At 74.0% G+C, this 14,699-nt stretch carries 12 protein-coding genes; 8 read left to right on the top strand and 4 right to left on the bottom strand.

The annotated features are described in order from the left end of the window. Positions 1-3 precede the first annotated feature (3 nt). Positions 4-789 carry a phosphatase PAP2 family protein gene (locus ABGB11_RS09210; RefSeq protein WP_347630850.1) on the top strand — a complete coding sequence of 262 codons (786 nt, stop codon included), beginning with the start codon at positions 4-6 and terminating at the stop codon, positions 787-789. Here ABGB11_RS09210 and cphA read toward each other — a convergent pair. Further along, complete coding sequence (cphA, locus tag ABGB11_RS09205) at positions 786-3,425, bottom strand: cyanophycin synthetase (protein ID WP_347630848.1); 2,640 nt, start codon at positions 3,423-3,425, stop codon at positions 786-788. The genes ABGB11_RS09210 and cphA overlap by 4 nt on opposite strands. Before the next feature lie 2 nt (positions 3,426-3,427). After that, entirely contained in the window at positions 3,428-4,261 is an 834-nt protein-coding gene (locus ABGB11_RS09200) for a cyanophycinase (protein WP_347630846.1), read from the bottom strand. 92 nt (positions 4,262-4,353) lie between these two features. On the opposite strand from ABGB11_RS09200, the gene ABGB11_RS09195 reads away from it, so the two are divergent. Both ABGB11_RS09195 and ABGB11_RS09190 read left to right on the top strand, forming a co-directional pair. Continuing rightward, positions 4,354-5,001 (top strand): QsdR family transcriptional regulator, encoded by a 648-nt coding sequence (locus ABGB11_RS09195; RefSeq protein ID WP_347630844.1) that lies wholly within the window; start codon positions 4,354-4,356, stop codon positions 4,999-5,001. Positions 5,002-5,092: 91 nt separating this feature from the next. Then, positions 5,093-6,451 carry an AarF/ABC1/UbiB kinase family protein gene (locus tag ABGB11_RS09190; protein WP_347630842.1) on the top strand — a complete coding sequence of 453 codons (1,359 nt, stop codon included), beginning with the start codon at positions 5,093-5,095 and terminating at the stop codon, positions 6,449-6,451. 76 nt (positions 6,452-6,527) lie between these two features. On the opposite strand, the gene ABGB11_RS09185 is transcribed toward ABGB11_RS09190, so the two are convergent. Next, a complete protein-coding gene (locus ABGB11_RS09185) occupies positions 6,528-7,373 on the bottom strand; it encodes a siderophore-interacting protein (protein WP_347630841.1) in 846 nt (281 codons plus the stop codon). Positions 7,374-7,449: 76 nt separating this feature from the next. After that, positions 7,450-8,562 carry a serine hydrolase domain-containing protein gene (locus ABGB11_RS09180; RefSeq protein ID WP_347630839.1) on the bottom strand — a complete coding sequence of 371 codons (1,113 nt, stop codon included), beginning with the start codon at positions 8,560-8,562 and terminating at the stop codon, positions 7,450-7,452. 221 nt (positions 8,563-8,783) lie between these two features. On the opposite strand from ABGB11_RS09180, the gene ABGB11_RS09175 reads away from it, so the two are divergent. The 5 genes from ABGB11_RS09175 to ABGB11_RS09155 all read left to right on the top strand — a co-directional run bounded on the left by ABGB11_RS09175 (position 8,784) and on the right by ABGB11_RS09155 (position 14,688). Beyond that, on the top strand, positions 8,784-9,557 hold the full coding sequence (locus ABGB11_RS09175) for a cyclase family protein (protein WP_347630837.1): 774 nt from the start codon (positions 8,784-8,786) through the stop codon (positions 9,555-9,557). Next, positions 9,554-11,233 carry a thiamine pyrophosphate-binding protein gene (locus ABGB11_RS09170; RefSeq protein WP_347630835.1) on the top strand — a complete coding sequence of 560 codons (1,680 nt, stop codon included), beginning with the start codon at positions 9,554-9,556 and terminating at the stop codon, positions 11,231-11,233. The genes ABGB11_RS09175 and ABGB11_RS09170 overlap by 4 nt, the downstream gene beginning before the upstream one ends. A 191-nt stretch (positions 11,234-11,424) precedes the next feature. After that, complete coding sequence (locus tag ABGB11_RS09165) at positions 11,425-12,261, top strand: MIP/aquaporin family protein (protein WP_347630833.1); 837 nt, start codon at positions 11,425-11,427, stop codon at positions 12,259-12,261. A gap of 37 nt (positions 12,262-12,298) precedes the next feature. Next, positions 12,299-13,816, top strand: coding sequence for a glycerol kinase GlpK (gene glpK / locus ABGB11_RS09160; RefSeq protein WP_347630831.1), 1,518 nt, complete (start codon positions 12,299-12,301; stop codon positions 13,814-13,816). After that, positions 13,816-14,688: a serine protease gene (locus tag ABGB11_RS09155; protein ID WP_347630829.1), complete on the top strand. Its 873-nt coding sequence runs from the start codon at positions 13,816-13,818 to the stop codon at positions 14,686-14,688. The genes glpK and ABGB11_RS09155 overlap by 1 nt, the downstream gene beginning before the upstream one ends. The last annotated feature ends 11 nt before the right edge of the window (positions 14,689-14,699 follow it).

The following is a 14,699-nucleotide window of genomic DNA, read 5'->3' as shown; positions in this document are numbered from 1 at the left end:
GCAGTGAGCCTCCTCGACCAGCCGCGCAGGGCCCCCGGCGCGCTGTCCCGGCTGCGCAGGCCCGCACGCCCCGGGGCGTCCGGGATCCGCCCCGGCGGGCGGCCGCGGCCCGTCCGCGAGCTGCTGCTGATCATCGTGCTGTTCGGCGCCTACAAGCTCGGACGGCTGCTGGCCAACGGGCGCGTCACCGAGGCCTTCGACAACGCCCACCGGATGTGGCGCCTCGAACGCGTCCTCGGCCTTCCGGGCGAGGCCGGTGTCCAGCACGGCCTGCTGCACAGCGAGTTCCTCGTGTACGCGGCCAACTGCTTCTACGCCTACGTCCACTTCCCGGCGACGGGGCTGTTCCTGCTCTGGGTCTACCTGCGCCGGCCCGTGCACTACCGGTGGGTGCGGCGGGTCATCGTGGCGCTCACGGCGGTGGCGCTCGTCCTGCACCTGCTCGTGCCCCTGGCGCCGCCGCGGATGCTGCCCGCCACGGGGCTCATCGACACCGCCGCCCGCTTCGGCCCCGCCGTGTACGGCGCGCCCGAGACGGACACGATCTCCAACCAGTACGCCGCCATGCCGTCCCTGCACATCGGCTGGGCCGCCGTCATCGCCGTCGGGCTCGTCCTCGCCTCCCGCACGCGGTGGCGGTGGCTGTGGCTCCTGCACCCGGTGACGACCTTCGCGGTCGTGGTCGCCACCGCCAACCACTACTGGATGGACGGCATCGTCGTGCTGATGCTGCTGGCCGTCACCGTCCTGCTGCTGCGGCCCCCGGCGCCGGACGCCCCGCCCGCCTAGCCGGCGGGCTCCGCGCCCAGCGTCTCCAGCAGCTCGGTGACCGGCTCCAGCTTCTCGTACAGCAGCAGGACGGGCTCGCCCGGTCCCGCCATGTCCAGCGCCGACGTCAGCGCGCCCTTCAGGTCGCCCGCCGCGTGGTGGTGCACGTCCGGGCGCCGCTCCCGCAGCCCGTGGACGATCAGCCGGGTCATCTCGCCCGAGCGGCGGCCCCGCAGGTCCTCGTCCTCGTAGACGACGACGCGGCCGAACGTCGCCGCCAGCGCACGCGCGGTCTCGCCGACCAGCTCGTCGGACCGGTCGCCCGGCAGCGTCACCGCGGCGACGCCGGCGGCCCCCCAGCGCCGCTCGACGAACGCACCGACCGCCGCCACCGCCGCGGGGTTGTGCGCGTAGTCGACCAGGACGGGGTTGTCGCCCACCTGGTAGACGCAGCCCCGGCCCGGATTGCGGGTGTGCGGGTCGAACGTCCGCAATGCCCGCGCCACCGTCTCGACCGGGACGCCGAGGGCGCGGGCCGCGGCGGACGCGGCGAGCGCGTTGGCGATCACATGGTCCGCCTGCCCGCCGGAGGAGCCCGCCACCTCGCGCGCCGGCAGGATCCGGGTCGTGCGGTCGCCGCGGACCTCGGTCAGCCAGCCGTCCGCCACGCAGTAGCCGGTGCCTCCGGCGCGGACGTGGCCGGCGAGGACGGGCGCGTCCGCGGCGGGTGCGAAGAACCGGAGCACCGGGTCGCGCCGCAGCACCGCGGGCCGCCGGGCCAGGCCGGCCGCCGCCTCGTCCGCGGCGTTGAGGACGACGTGGCCGCCGCGCCGGACCTCCTCGGCGACCAGGGCCTTGATGTCGACCAGGTCGTCCAGCGACTCGGTGCCGTCCACGCCGAGGTGGTCGCGGGTGATGTTGGTGACGACCGCGACGTCGGCGCGGTCGTAGCCGAGGCCGCGGCGGACGATGCCGCCCCGCGCGGTCTCCAGCACCGCCGCCTCCACCGACCGGTCGCCGAGCACCATCTCCGCCGAGCGCGGCCCGGACGCGTCCGAGGCGTGCACGAGCCGCCCGCCCACGTACACGCCCTCCGTGCCGGTCATGCCGGTCCGCCGCCCGTCCAGCTCCAGCATGCGGGCGATCATCCGGACCGTCGTGGTCTTGCCGTTGGTGCCGGTCACCGACACGACCGGCACCCGCGACGGCGTCCCCGGCGGGTACATCAGGTCGACGATGTCGCCGGCGACGTCCCGTCCCGCGCCCTCGTGCGGCGCCAGGTGCATCCGCAGGCCCGGCGCCGCGTTGACCTCCAGCACGCCGGCGGCGCCCGGCTCGGCGGGCGGCGGCGAGGCGACGTCGGGCAGCCGCAGGTCGATGCCGCACACGTCCATGCCGACGGCCGCCGCGGCGCGCACGCACATCGCGGCGACGTCGGGGTGCACCTCCCCGGTCACGTCCCGGCTCGTGCCGCCGGTGGACAGGTTCGCGTTGCGCCGCAGCCACACCCGCTCCCCGGCCGCGGGCACCGACCCGGGGCCGTGCCCCTGCCGCGCCGCCGTCGCCAGCTCGGTCGGGCCGAGGACGAGCCGGGTCAGCGGCCGGCCGTGGCCCTCGCCGCGCGCCGGATCGGCGTTGACCCGCTCCACCAGCGCCGCCACCGTGCTCGACCCGTCGCCGGTCACGCACGCCGCGGTCAGCTCGGCCGCCGCCGCGACCCGCCCGCCGGCCACCAGCACCCGGTAGTCCCTGCCGGGGATGTAGGACTCCACGAGGACCTCGCCCGCGTCCCCGGCCGCGGACGCGAACGCGGCCACCACCTCCGGCGGCGTGGTCAGCTCGATGTGGACGCCCTCGCCCTGGTGCCCGGCCAGCGGCTTGACGACCACCGGCCCGCCGATCGCGCGCAGCGCCTCCAGCGCCTCGGCCGGCGACGCCGCGACGCGCCCCTCGGGCACCGGGACGCCGGCGTCGGCGAGCACCCGGTGCGCGAGCCGCTTGTCGCCCGCGACCTCCATGCCGATGGCCGACGTGGCGTCGGTCATCGCCGCCCAGACCATCCGCCGGTACCGCCCGTACCCCAGCCGCAGCAGGTTGAGGCCGCCGACCCGGCGCACCGGCACCCCGCGCTCGCGCGCCGCCCGCGCCAGCGCCGCGGTGCTCACCCCGAGCCGCTCCTCCTCGTGGACGGCGGCGATCCGCGCCAGCTCGCCGGACGGGTCGGGCACGAGCCCGGCGAGCGCCCCGTTCACCAGCCGGATCGCGAGGGTGATCAGCCGCTCCACCACCGGGCTGCCCGCCGGCTCGTCGTCCGGGCACTCCAGGATCACCTCGTAGTCGCCCGGCCCGCCCGCGCGCACGGTGCGGCCGAAGTACACCTCGCGGCCGATCCGCCCGGACAGCTCCAGCGTGACGTGCTCGGTGACATGGCCGAAGTAGGTGCCGCGCGCCATCGCCTCCAGCAGCCCGCCGGGGCGGCCGGCCGAGCAGTGGTGCCCGGCCAGGCCCGGCAGCGCGTCCACGAGCCGCTCGGCGAACCCGGGATGGTCGGTGGTCTCGTGACCGGTCAGGCCCTGCAGGTCGAGCCGGGCGATCGCGACCGGGCGGGGGAGGTAGACGTTCGGGCCGCCCAGACGGCGGACGTGGTCGAGGCGCACCGCTACCCCTCCTCGGGCCCGCGCATGGCGCCGATCGCCGGCAGCTTGTCGTTCATCTGGAACGCGCAGCCGGCCGGCAGCAGGTGCAGCGACACGTCGAACATCGCCATCGGCTCGTCGTCGGAGGCCGCGTAGGCGACCGTCGACTGCCCGGCGTCCACGACCGTCACCACGCCCGTCCCGACCACGTCGAACTGGCCGTCGCCGACGACGATCGCGGTGTCCTCGTCGATGCCGACGCCGAGGAGCCGGGTGTCCAGCGCGATCCCGCTCATCAGCCTCGGCAGCCGGCCGCGCTCGTTGAAGTGCATGTCGATCAGCACGTTGTCGAGCAGGCCGAGCCCCGGGCCGACCTTCACGCTGGAGGCCGCGACCTCGTGGCCGTTGCCGCCGAGGATCATCCAGTGGCCCATCGCGGTGGCGCCCGCGCTCGTCCCGGCGATCACCAGGCCCTCCTGGTCGAGCCGCCGCTTGAGCAGGTCGTTGGTCCGCGAGCCGACCAGGGTGCGGATCCGCGACTGGTCGCCGCCGCTGAACAGCACCCCGGTCGCCGTCTCCAGCGCCCGCAGCGTGGCCGCCGCGTCGGCGGCGGCCCGGCCCAGCAGCCGCAGCTCCCGGACCGAGGACACCCCGAGCCGCCCGAACACGGCGGTGTACTCCTCGGCGACCTCCTCGGGCACCTCGGTGGCCGTCGTGATGACGACGATCCGCGCGTCCTCGCCGCCCGCCAGCTCGGCGAACGTCTCCAGCGGACCGGCGCCGCACGTCCGGTTCTCGGCCCCGCCGATGATCAGCAGCCGGCCCTTGCGTCCGGCGCCCCCCTGTTTCTCGTTCACACCTGCCCATTACCCCCGTTCACCCCTGGTAGTCGTCCGATCGCGACATGTCATCGGATCGGCCATCGCCCCGCCTGTGACATGCTGTGCTGATGAGCGGCCTCGCAGCTCCGGACGACCGCGTCCGGCCGCCGTCCTCGCCGTCCGGCCGCCCGGCCGGGCCCGCGGCCGCGCTCGCCGCCGCGTCCGCCCACTACCTGCGCGGCGAGCCGATCGACATGTCGGCGCTCGCGGCCGAGCTGGGCGTCGGGCGGGCCACCCTGTACCGGTGGGTCGGCAGCCGGGAGCAGCTCCTCGGGGCCGTCCTCGGCGAGATGACCGAGCGCACCTACCGGGTCGCCGCGCGGGGCGTCGGCGGCTCCGGCGCCGCGCGGATCCTCACCCTGCTGGACCGGTTCATGCGGGCGGTGGTCGAGGCCGAGCCCCTGAAGGCGTTCACCGAGCGCGAGCCGCGGCTGTTCATCCGGCTGGCCACCATGCCCGGCACCATCGAGGACCGCGCCACCGAGCTGATGGCCAAGGAGCTGCAGGCGGAGATCGACCGCGGGGAACTGCGCGTCCGGCTGCCGACCCGGACGCTCGCACAGGCGATCGTCCGGGTCGCCGACTCGTTCATGTACGCGCACTACCTCGGCGGGAACCGGCCGGAGATCGACCAGGCCCTGGAGGTCGTCGAGCTGCTGCTGCGCCCGTGCGGCACGTCCGGGTGCCGGGAATCCCAGGACGCCTCCGGACGCTGAATCTCTGGCGGGGACGAGTCGTTCCCCGCCGATGGCCTCCGTGAGAGGCTGTATTCATTGGACGCATCGTCGAAAAGAGGACGGCCGGGCCGTGAGTGACATCCCCCGCCGCGCGGTGACGCGCACCGCCAAGCTGGCGAGCCTCCCTCTCGGGTTCGCCGGCCGCACCGCCCTCGGCTTCGGGAAGCGGACGTTCGGGCGGCCCGCCGAGGCCGTCGCGCTGGAGGTGCAGCGCCGCACCGCCGAGCAGCTGTTCGCCGTGCTCGGCGAGCTCAAGGGCGGCGCCATGAAGGTCGGGCAGTTGCTGTCGATCTTCGAGGCCGGGCTGCCCGAGGAGATCGCCGGGCCGTTCCGCGCCAGCCTGACCCGCCTGCAGGAGGCGGCGCCCCCGATGCCCGCGTCCACCACCCATCAGGTCCTCGCCGAGGGCCTCGGCGAGGACTGGCGCGAGAAGTTCGCCGAGTTCGACGACCGGCCCGCCGCGGCGGCGTCCATCGGCCAGGTCCACAAGGCCGTCTGGCACGACGGCCGCACGGTCGCGGTCAAGGTCCAGTACCCCGGCGCCGCCCAGGCGCTGATGAGCGACTTCAACCAGATCTCCCGCCTCAGCAGGCTGTTCACCCCGCTGTTCCCGGGCGTCGAGGTCAAGCCGGTCGTCGCCGACCTCAAGCGGCGGCTGGAGAAGGAGCTCGACTACGTCGACGAGGCTCGCGCCCAGACCGCGTTCCACGACGCCTACGACGGCGACCCCGACTTCGTCGTCCCCGCCGTCGTCGCCCAGTCGGGCAACGTGCTGGTCACCGAGTGGCTGGACGGCACCCCGCTGGCGAAGGTCATCGCCGAGGGCGACCAGGACCGCCGCGACCGCGCGGGCCTGCTGCTCTTCCGCTTCCTGCTGTCCGGCCCCGCCCGCTGCGAGATGATCCACATCGACCCGCACCCGGGGAACTTCCGGCTGCTGGACGACGGCCGCCTCGGCGTCATGGACTTCGGCGGCGCCGCCCGCGTCCCGGCCGAGCTCCAGTGGTCGATCGGCCGGCTCACCCGCATCGGCACCCTCGGCGACCCCGCCGAGATCGTCGACGCGCTCCGCGAGGAGGGCTTCCTCGTCCCGGACGCCGACGTGGACCCCGAGGAGGTCGCCGACCTCATCGGCCCGCACGCCGCCCCGTTCGCCGTGGAGCGCTTCCGCTACTCGCGCGAGTGGCTCCGCGAGCAGACCGCCCGCGGCATCGGGATCGCCTCCGACATGCGCCCGAACGCCCTCGCCCGCCAGTTCCGCCTGCCGCCGCAGTACCTCGCAGTCAGCCGCGCCCTGTCCGGCTGCGGCGGCGTCCTCTGCCAGCTGGAGGCCGAGGGCCCCTTCCGCGCCGAGGTCGAACGCTGGCTCCCCGGCTTCGCCGACGACGACGGCCCCGACCTGGACGGCCGCACCGAAGCCACCGCCTGAACCGCGCTTGACGCCGTGACGAGGGCGAGCCGGACGAGGCGACCGGAGTGAGCGCAGCGAGCGGAGGGTGCCTCTTCTAGGTGAGGGCCTCGGCTTCTTCCCGTTCCATTCGGCGGTTGAAGTCGCGCTTGCCGGACTGCCAGCCGTCCTCGTCGCGGCCGCGGCGCCAGTAGCCGGAGATGGACAGGCGGTCCAAGGGCAGGCCCCGGTCGACGCGCAGGTGGCGGCGGAGCGTCTTGACGAAGTTCGCCTCGCCGTGGACGAAGGCGTGCACCTCGCCGTCCGGGAAGTCCAGCTTCTGGACGGCCTCGGTAAGCAGGTCGCCGACCTGGCCGCCGCCCCGGTGCAGCCAGACGATCTCCGCGGCGCCGGGGGTGGGCAGCTCCTGCTCCTCCTCCGGGCCGGCGACCTCGACGAAGGCGCGGACGGGGGCGTTCTCCGGGACGCGTTCGAGGGAGGCTGCGATGGCCGGCAGGGCGCTCTCGTCCCCGGCGAACAGGTGCCAGCCGGCCTCCGGGCTCGGGGCGTAGGCGCCGCCGGGGCCGTTGAAGTAGAGGTCCTCGCCCGGCCGGGCGGCCGCCGCCCACGGGCCGGCGATGCCCTTGTCGCCGTGGTGGACGAAGTCGATCGTCAGCTCGGCGGACGCGGGGTCCCACGCGCGGACGGTGTAGGTCCGCGTGGCCGGCCACCGCTCGCGCGGCAGCTCCGCGCGGACCCGCTCCATGTCGAACGGCTCCGGATACTCGACGCCGGGGCGGCGGAACACCAGCTTCACGTAGTGGTCGGTGAACTCGCCGGCACCGAACTCCGCGAGCCCTTCGCCGCCGAGGACCACGCGGATCATGTGCGGGGTGAGGCGTTCGGTGCGCAGCACCGTCCCGCGGTGAAGCCTGCGTCCCCTGCGTGCCGGTTCCGTCGCCATGCGCCCTCCGATGATCCGGATCACAGTACTTAGGTCACCCTAACCTGCGATCCGGCCGGAATGTTCCGCCCGGCGCTCATCCGCGGGTGCGGGCGACCTCCGCGGCGACCGCCTCGAACGCGGCGTCGGTCTCCTCCGCGCCGAGGACGGTCGCGAGGGTCGACTTCACGATGACGACGCCGTACCGGGGCGAGACCCAGATGTGCTGGCCGCCGAGGCCGTTGGCGGAGAAGCCGCCGTCCTCGCCGAGCCACCACTGGAACCCGTACCCCTGGTTGAAGGGCGCCGACGGGCGCGTCGAGAGGGCCACCCAGGAGGCGGGGACGACCTGCCGCCCGTTCGCCTTCCCGCCGTTCAGGTACAGGAGGCCGAACCGCGCGAAGTCGCGGTCGGTGGCGTAGTAGCAGCAGTACCCCATGCTGTTGCCGTTGGAGTCGCTGCCCAGATACGCCTTGGACGCCATCCCCGCCGGCGCCCAGATCTTCTTCTGCACGTAGGCGTGGTACGGGACCCCGGTCGCCTCGGCCACGACCCAGGAGAGGACGAACGAGTTCATGCTGGTGTACTCGAACCGCGTCCCCGGCTCCCAGCCGCGCTTCTGCCGCCTGGCCAGCTCGGGCAGCGGATATCCGAGGCTCGCCGCCACGTGCACGAACGGGACGTCGGATGTCTCGTTCCAGGCGATGCCCGACGACATCCGCAGCAGGTCCCGCAGCGAGACGCCGTCGTAGCCGGAACCCTTCAGCTCCGGGACGTACCGGGTGGCCGGGTCGTCGATCGAGTCGATGAAGCCCTCGCCGAGCGCGATGCCGACGGCCGCGGACGTGAACGACTTCGCCATCGACCACGACTGGAAGAGGGTGTCGCGGTTGGTGGTGACGTAGCGCTCGAAGACGATGTCCTTTCCGTCGAGGACGACGAAGCCCTGCGTACCCGTTCGCGCCAGGTAGTCGTCGAGCGTGTGCCGGCGGCCCTCGTAGGCGTAGGTGACCGAGAGGGGCCGGTACGCCTCGCGCAGCTCGACGGGGTCGGACGCGGGGACCAGGGGGTCGAAGCCGGCCGGGCGCTCGGTGACGGAGGCCGGCGGGGGCGCGGGTGGCGTGGGAGGAGCGGCGTGGGCCGGGGGAGCGGTGAGGGCGGCGGTGACGGCGGCTGCGGCGAGCGCGACCGTCCAGGGCCTGCGGCGCATCGGACCTCCGTGGGGCATGATCGGCCGGGGTTCCGCCCCCGATGGTGAGCGCGCGGCGACGCTGCGTCCATGGCGTGATCACACGAAAAGCCGACCCGGATGTGGGGTTTCGGCGAACGCCCTGCGGGCCTGCGCCGGGTGACCCTCCGAACAGGGCCATCTGCGATACGTTCGTTGAGCCCCGCGCGCCCCCTCAGCCGCCCGTGCCGCCCGGAGGAACGATGTCCGTGCTCGCCCAGTTGCTCACCGCCGTCGCCGACGGCTCGGTGGAGATCGTCGACCTGACCGCCCCCCTGTCGGAACGGACGCCGATCCTGCGGCTGCCGGAGCCGTTCGCCAACACCGTCCCGTTCAGGCTGAAGGAGATCAGCCGGTACGACGACCGCGGTCCGGCCTGGTACTGGAACGACATCGAGACCGGCGAGCACGTCGGAACGCACTTCGACGCGCCGGTGCACTGGGCGACCGGCCGCGAGGGCGAGGACGTCTCGCAGGTCCCGCCGGGCCGCCTCGTCGCCCCCGCGGTGGTGCTGGACGCGTCCGCGCACGCCGCCGCCGACCCCGACTTCCTGCTGGAGATCGACCACGTCCGCGACTGGGAGAAGGCGAACGGCCCGCTTCCGGACGGCGGCTGGCTGCTCTACCGGACGGGCTGGGACGCGCGCTCCGGCGACCAGGAGTCCTTCCTCAACGCCGACGAGAACGGCCCGCACACGCCGGGGATCTCGGCGGAGTGCGCCCGGTGGCTCGCCGAGGAGACCCCCGTCCTCGGGCTCGGCACGGAGACGGTCGGCACCGACGCGGGCGGCGCCCATGCGTTCGACCCGCCCTTCCCGTGCCACTCCTACTTCCTCGGCGCCGGGAAGTACGGCCTCACGCAACTGCAGAACCTCGAACGGCTGCCGGCCCGCGGCGCCGTGCTGGTCGCCTCGCCGCTGCCCATCGTCGGCGGCTCGGGCAGCCCCGCCCGCGTGCTCGCGCTGATCGAGCGATGAACGTCGCGCAGGCCGTGGGGGAGGCCCTCGCGCGGCTCGGCGCCGGCACCGTCTTCGGGGTCGTCGGCAGCGGGAACTTCCACGTGACCAACGCGCTCGTCGCGAGCGGCGCCCGGTTCGTCGCGGCCCGGCACGAGGCCGGCGCGGCGACGATGGCCGACGCGTACGCGCGGGTCGGCGGCGGCCTCGGCGTGGTGACCGTCCACCAGGGCCCCGGCCTCACCAACGCGGTCACCGGCATCGCGGAGGCCGCGAAGAGCCGCACGCCGCTGCTGGTCGTCGCCGGCGAGGTCGCCGCCGCGGCGGTCCGCTCCAACTTCCGGGTCGACCAGGCGGCGATCGCGGCGGCGGTCGGCGCCGTCCCCGAGCGGGTCCACACGCCGCAGACCGCGCTGGCGGACGTGGCGCGGGCCTGCCGGACGGCGGTCGCCGAGCGCCGCACCGTCCTGCTGGGGCTGCCGCTGGACGTGCAGGGCGCCGACCTCCCGGACGGCGCGCCGCCCCCGTCCGCGCGGAGCCGGGGGAGACAGGTGCCGCCGCTGCCGGTCCCGCCGCCCGCCGCGATCGCGAGCCTCGCCGACGCGCTGCAGGCGGCACGCCGGCCGGTGTTCATCGCCGGCCGGGGCGCGCGGCTGGCGGGCGCCCGGGACGCCCTCGCCGAGCTCGCTGAGCGCTGCGGCGCGCTGCCCGCGACGTCCGCGGTCGCGCGGGGCCTGTTCACCGGCGACCCGTTCGGCCTGGACGTCAGCGGCGGGTTCGCCACCCCGGCCGCCGCGGAGCTGATCCGCGGCGCGGACCTGGTCGTCGGCTGGGGCTGCTCGCTGACCATGTGGACGACGCGGCACGGCGCCCTCATCGATCGGCGGGCGAAGGTCGTGCAGGTCGACGTGGACGCCCGCGCCCTCGGCGCGCACCGCCCCGTCGACCTCGGCCTGATCGGAGACGCCGCCGAGACCGCGCTGGCGGTGACCGCCGAGCTGGAGGCGCGCGGCCACCGCGCCACCGGCTACCGCACGCCCGAGGTCGCCGAGCGGCTCGCCCGGGAGGGCCGCTGGCAGGACGTCCCGTACGAGGAGCATCCCGAGGACAAGGACGGGGACGGCCCGCGCATCGATCCGCGGACCCTGACGATCGCGCTCGACCGCATGCTGCCGCGCGAGCGCACGGTCGCCGTCGACTCCGGCAACTTCATGGGGTATCCCGCGATGTTCCTGGACGTCCCGGACGGCGACGGCCTCGTGTTCACCCAGGCGTTCCAGTCGGTCGGGCTCGGCCTCGCCACCGCGATCGGCGCCGCGGTGGCCCGGCCCGACCGCCTCACGGTCGCCGCGCTCGGGGACGGCGGTGCGCTGATGTCCGTCGCGGAGCTGGAGACGGCCGTCCGGCTGGGGCTGGGGATGCTCGTGCTCGTCTACGACGACGAGGCCTACGGGGCGGAGGTGCACCACTTCGGGCCCGCCGGGCATCCGCTCGACACCGTCACGTTCCCGCCCGCGGACCTGGCCGCGATCGGCCGCGGGTTCGGCTGCGCGGCGGCGACCGTCCGGCGCCCGGCCGACCTCGCCGCGGTGGCGGACTGGCTCGCCGGCCCGCGGGACCGCCCGATGCTCGTGGACGCCAAGGTCAACCGGGGGAGCCCGGCCTGGTGGCTGGCGGAGGCGTTCCGCGGGCACTAGCACCCACCTGCGATGACCCTGTGTAGTTGTGCGCTCACGGGGAACGATCCCCCTCACGATGATCTTCCAGGGGGTGTGATGGACGGCCCAGGGTGCCCGCATCGCTGTCATGTGTCGGTTGACCCGTCCCGCCGGGCGTACGTACGTTCACGGCGGCCGTGTCCCACGTCACGCGGGCGGGAGGGGACGGCATGACCATGACGCGTCGTCAGAGAATTCCCCAGCTCGCCGCGGAGATGCTCGCGGAGTTCGCCGGCACGATGATCCTCATCCTGTTCGGTGTGGCCGTCGTCGCGCAGGTCGTCGCGGGCGGCACCGCGCTGGGCGACCACGACAGCATCTCCTGGGCCTGGGGCATCGGCGTGACGCTGGGGGTGTACGTCTCCGCGCGGATCAGTGGCGGCCACATCAACCCGGCCGTGACGCTGGCGCTCGCGGTCTTCAAGGGCTTTCCGTGGCGCAAGGTCATTCCGTTCTGGTTCGCCCAGTTCCTCGGGGCGTTCGTCGCGGCGCTGCTCGTCCGGTGGAACTACACCGAGGTCCTGCACAAGTTCGACCCGGGCCTGACGATCAAGTCGCAGCTCGTGTTCTCCACGCTGCCCGGCAACGGGGCGCTGCCAGTCCACACCTGGGGCGCGTTCCGCGACCAGATCATCGGCACCGCGATCCTGCTGTTCCTGGTGCTCGCCCTCACCGACCTGCGCAACGCACCCCCGCTGGCCAATCTCGGCCCGTTCATCATCGGGCTGGTCGTGGTCGGGATCGGGATGGCGTGGGGCACCAACGCCGGGTACGCGATCAACCCCGCCCGCGACCTCGGCCCCCGGCTGGCCCAGTACCTCACCGGGTACGGCGGCGCGTGGCGGGACCAGTACGGGGACTTCTACTTCTGGGTACCGATCGTCGCCCCGCTCATCGGCGGTGTGCTCGGCGCGGGCCTGTACCTCCTGCTCGTGGGCCGGCACATCCCCGAAGAGGAGGAAGGCCCCGGCGGGACGAGGCCAGAGCCGGAGTACGACGTTACCTGACGGGGTTCCCGGCCCCTCCAGCAGAAAGGGAGAGTCCATGCCCGACTTCGTCGGAGCGCTCGACCAGGGCACGACCAGCACCCGTTTCATGATCTTCGACCACGGCGGCAACGAGGTCGCCCGGCACCAACTCGAGCACGAGCAGATCCTGCCGCAGGCCGGCTGGGTGGAGCACAACCCGACCGAGATCTGGGAGCGCACCCGCGCCGTCGTCCAGTCGACGCTGAACAGGGCGGACCTGAGCCACACCGATCTCGCGGCGGTCGGCATCACCAACCAGCGCGAGACCACCGTGGTGTGGAACCGGCGCACCGGCCGCCCGTACTACAACGCGATCGTCTGGCAGGACACCCGCACCGACCGCATCGCCTCCGCCCTCGAACGCGACGAGAAGGGCGACACGATCCGGTACCGCGCGGGACTGCCGCCGGCCACGTACTTCTCCGGCGGCAAGATCCAGTGGATCCTGGAGAACGTCGAGGGCGTCCGCGCGGCCGCCGAGAACGGCGACGCGGTGTTCGGCAACATCGACACCTGGGTGCTCTGGAACCTGACCGGCGGGACGGACGGCGGCGTGCACGTCACCGACCCGACCAACGCCAGCCGCACCATGCTGATGGACCTGGAGACGCTGAGCTGGGACGACGAGCTGCTGTCGTTCTTCGGCATCCCGCGGTCGATGCTGCCGGAGATCAAGCCGTCCTCGGCGCCGGACGCCTACGGGGTCACCCGCGCGGACGGCCCGCTCGGCGGCGAGGTCCCGCTCACCGGCATCCTCGGCGACCAGCAGGCCGCGACGGTGGGGCAGGTGTGCTTCTCGCCCGGCGAGGCCAAGAACACCTACGGCACCGGCAACTTCCTGCTGCTCAACACCGGTACGGAACTGGTCCGGTCCAAGGCGGGGATGCTCACCACCGTCTGCTACAAGTTCGGGACCGACGCCCCCGTGTACGCGCTGGAGGGGGCGATCGCGGTGACCGGGTCGGCCGTGCAGTGGCTGCGCGACCAGCTCGGCATCATCTCCGGCGCGGCGCAGAGCGAGTCCCTCGCGCGGCAGGTGGAGGACAACGGCGGGGTGTACTTCGTCCCGGCGTTCTCGGGGCTGTTCGCCCCGTACTGGCGGTCGGACGCGCGCGGCGCGATCGTCGGGCTGTCGCGGTTCAACACCAACGCGCACCTGGCCCGCGCCACCCTGGAGTCGATCTGCTACCAGTCCCGCGACGTCGTCGAGGCGATGCGGGAGGACTCCGGCGTCTCGCTGGACGTCCTCAAGGTCGACGGCGGCGTGACCGCCAACGAGCTGTGCATGCAGATGCAGGCCGACATCCTGGGCGTCCCGGTGTCGCGGCCCGTCGTCGCCGAGACCACCGCGCTCGGCGCCGCCTACGCCGCCGGCCTCGCCGTCGGGTTCTGGAACAACGTCGACGAGCTCCGCCAGAACTGGAACGAGGACAAGCGCTGGGAACCCACATGGAGTGAGGAGCAGCGGGAGCAGGGGTACGCGGGCTGGAAGAAGGCCGTCGAGCGCACCTACGGCTGGGTGGACGTCGACTGATGGGAGGAATCCGAGGGGTCCAGAGGCTCGGGTGCCTCGCCGCGGCCGTGATCGCCGCCGTGGCGCTGGCCGTCCCGGGCGCCGCGGCGGCCGCCGCGCCCGTATCCGCCCTGCCGGAGGCGCCCGGGAAGCACCGGGCGGGCGTCGACTTCACCGGGATCGTCGCGCTCAGCAACTGCTCGGGTTCGCTCGTCCGCGGGCCGCGCACGCGGGACACCGACGCGGCGCTGGTCCTGAGCAACGGCCACTGCCTGGAGTCGGGGATGCCGAAGGCCGGCGAGGTCGTGGTGTCCCGGAGGTCGTCGCGGACGTTCACGCTCCTCGACCCGTCCGGCGGGCGGACCCTGGGCTCGCTCCAGGCGACGCGGATCGAGTACGCCACCATGACCGACACCGACGTGAGCGTCTACCGGCTGGACACCACCTACGCCGCGATCCAGCGGCGGTACGGGATTCCCGCGTTGCGCCTGTCGACGGCCAGGCCGGCCGACGGCACGCCGATCCGCGTCGTATCAGGCTACTGGCGGACGATCTACGACTGCGCGATCGACGGGACCGTGCACCGGCTGCGCGAGGCCGGCTGGACGTGGAAGGACTCCCTCCGCTACACGCCGCGGTGCCAGACCGTCCACGGCACGTCCGGGTCGCCGGTCATCGACGCCGGGACCCGCCTCGTCGTCGGCGTCAACAACACCGGCAACGAGGACGGTGCGCGCTGCACGTTCAACAACCCCTGCGAGGTCGACCGCAACGGCGCCGTCACCGTCCGGCACGGCACGCACTACGGCCAGCAGACGTACCTGCTCGCCCGCTGCCTCGGCGCCGGCAACGAGGTCGTCCTGGGGAAGGGGTGCGCCCTGCCCCGGCCCTGACGGGCGGGGCG

It is taken from the genome of Actinomadura sp. B10D3 (genome assembly GCF_039871695.1).
Classification (GTDB): Bacteria; Actinomycetota; Actinomycetes; order Streptosporangiales; family Streptosporangiaceae; genus Spirillospora; species Spirillospora madurae.
Note: the sequence above shows the minus strand (reverse complement) of the source record. Positions and strands in the feature narration are given on the sequence as shown.

Bases quoted from the DNA above. Each gene is read 5' to 3' on its own strand.
- ABGB11_RS09195 (WP_347630844.1), top strand. From the start codon at position 4,354: ATGAGCGGCCTCGCAGCTCCGGACGACCGCGTCCGGCCGCCGTCCTCG.
- ABGB11_RS09185 (WP_347630841.1), bottom strand. From the start codon at position 7,373: ATGGCGACGGAACCGGCACGCAGGGGACGCAGGCTTCACCGCGGGACG.
- ABGB11_RS09180 (WP_347630839.1), bottom strand. From the start codon at position 8,562: ATGCGCCGCAGGCCCTGGACGGTCGCGCTCGCCGCAGCCGCCGTCACC.
- ABGB11_RS09175 (WP_347630837.1), top strand. From the start codon at position 8,784: ATGTCCGTGCTCGCCCAGTTGCTCACCGCCGTCGCCGACGGCTCGGTG.
- ABGB11_RS09170 (WP_347630835.1), top strand. From the start codon at position 9,554: ATGAACGTCGCGCAGGCCGTGGGGGAGGCCCTCGCGCGGCTCGGCGCC.
- ABGB11_RS09165 (WP_347630833.1), top strand. From the start codon at position 11,425: ATGACCATGACGCGTCGTCAGAGAATTCCCCAGCTCGCCGCGGAGATG.
- glpK (WP_347630831.1), top strand. From the start codon at position 12,299: ATGCCCGACTTCGTCGGAGCGCTCGACCAGGGCACGACCAGCACCCGT.
- ABGB11_RS09155 (WP_347630829.1), top strand. From the start codon at position 13,816: ATGGGAGGAATCCGAGGGGTCCAGAGGCTCGGGTGCCTCGCCGCGGCC.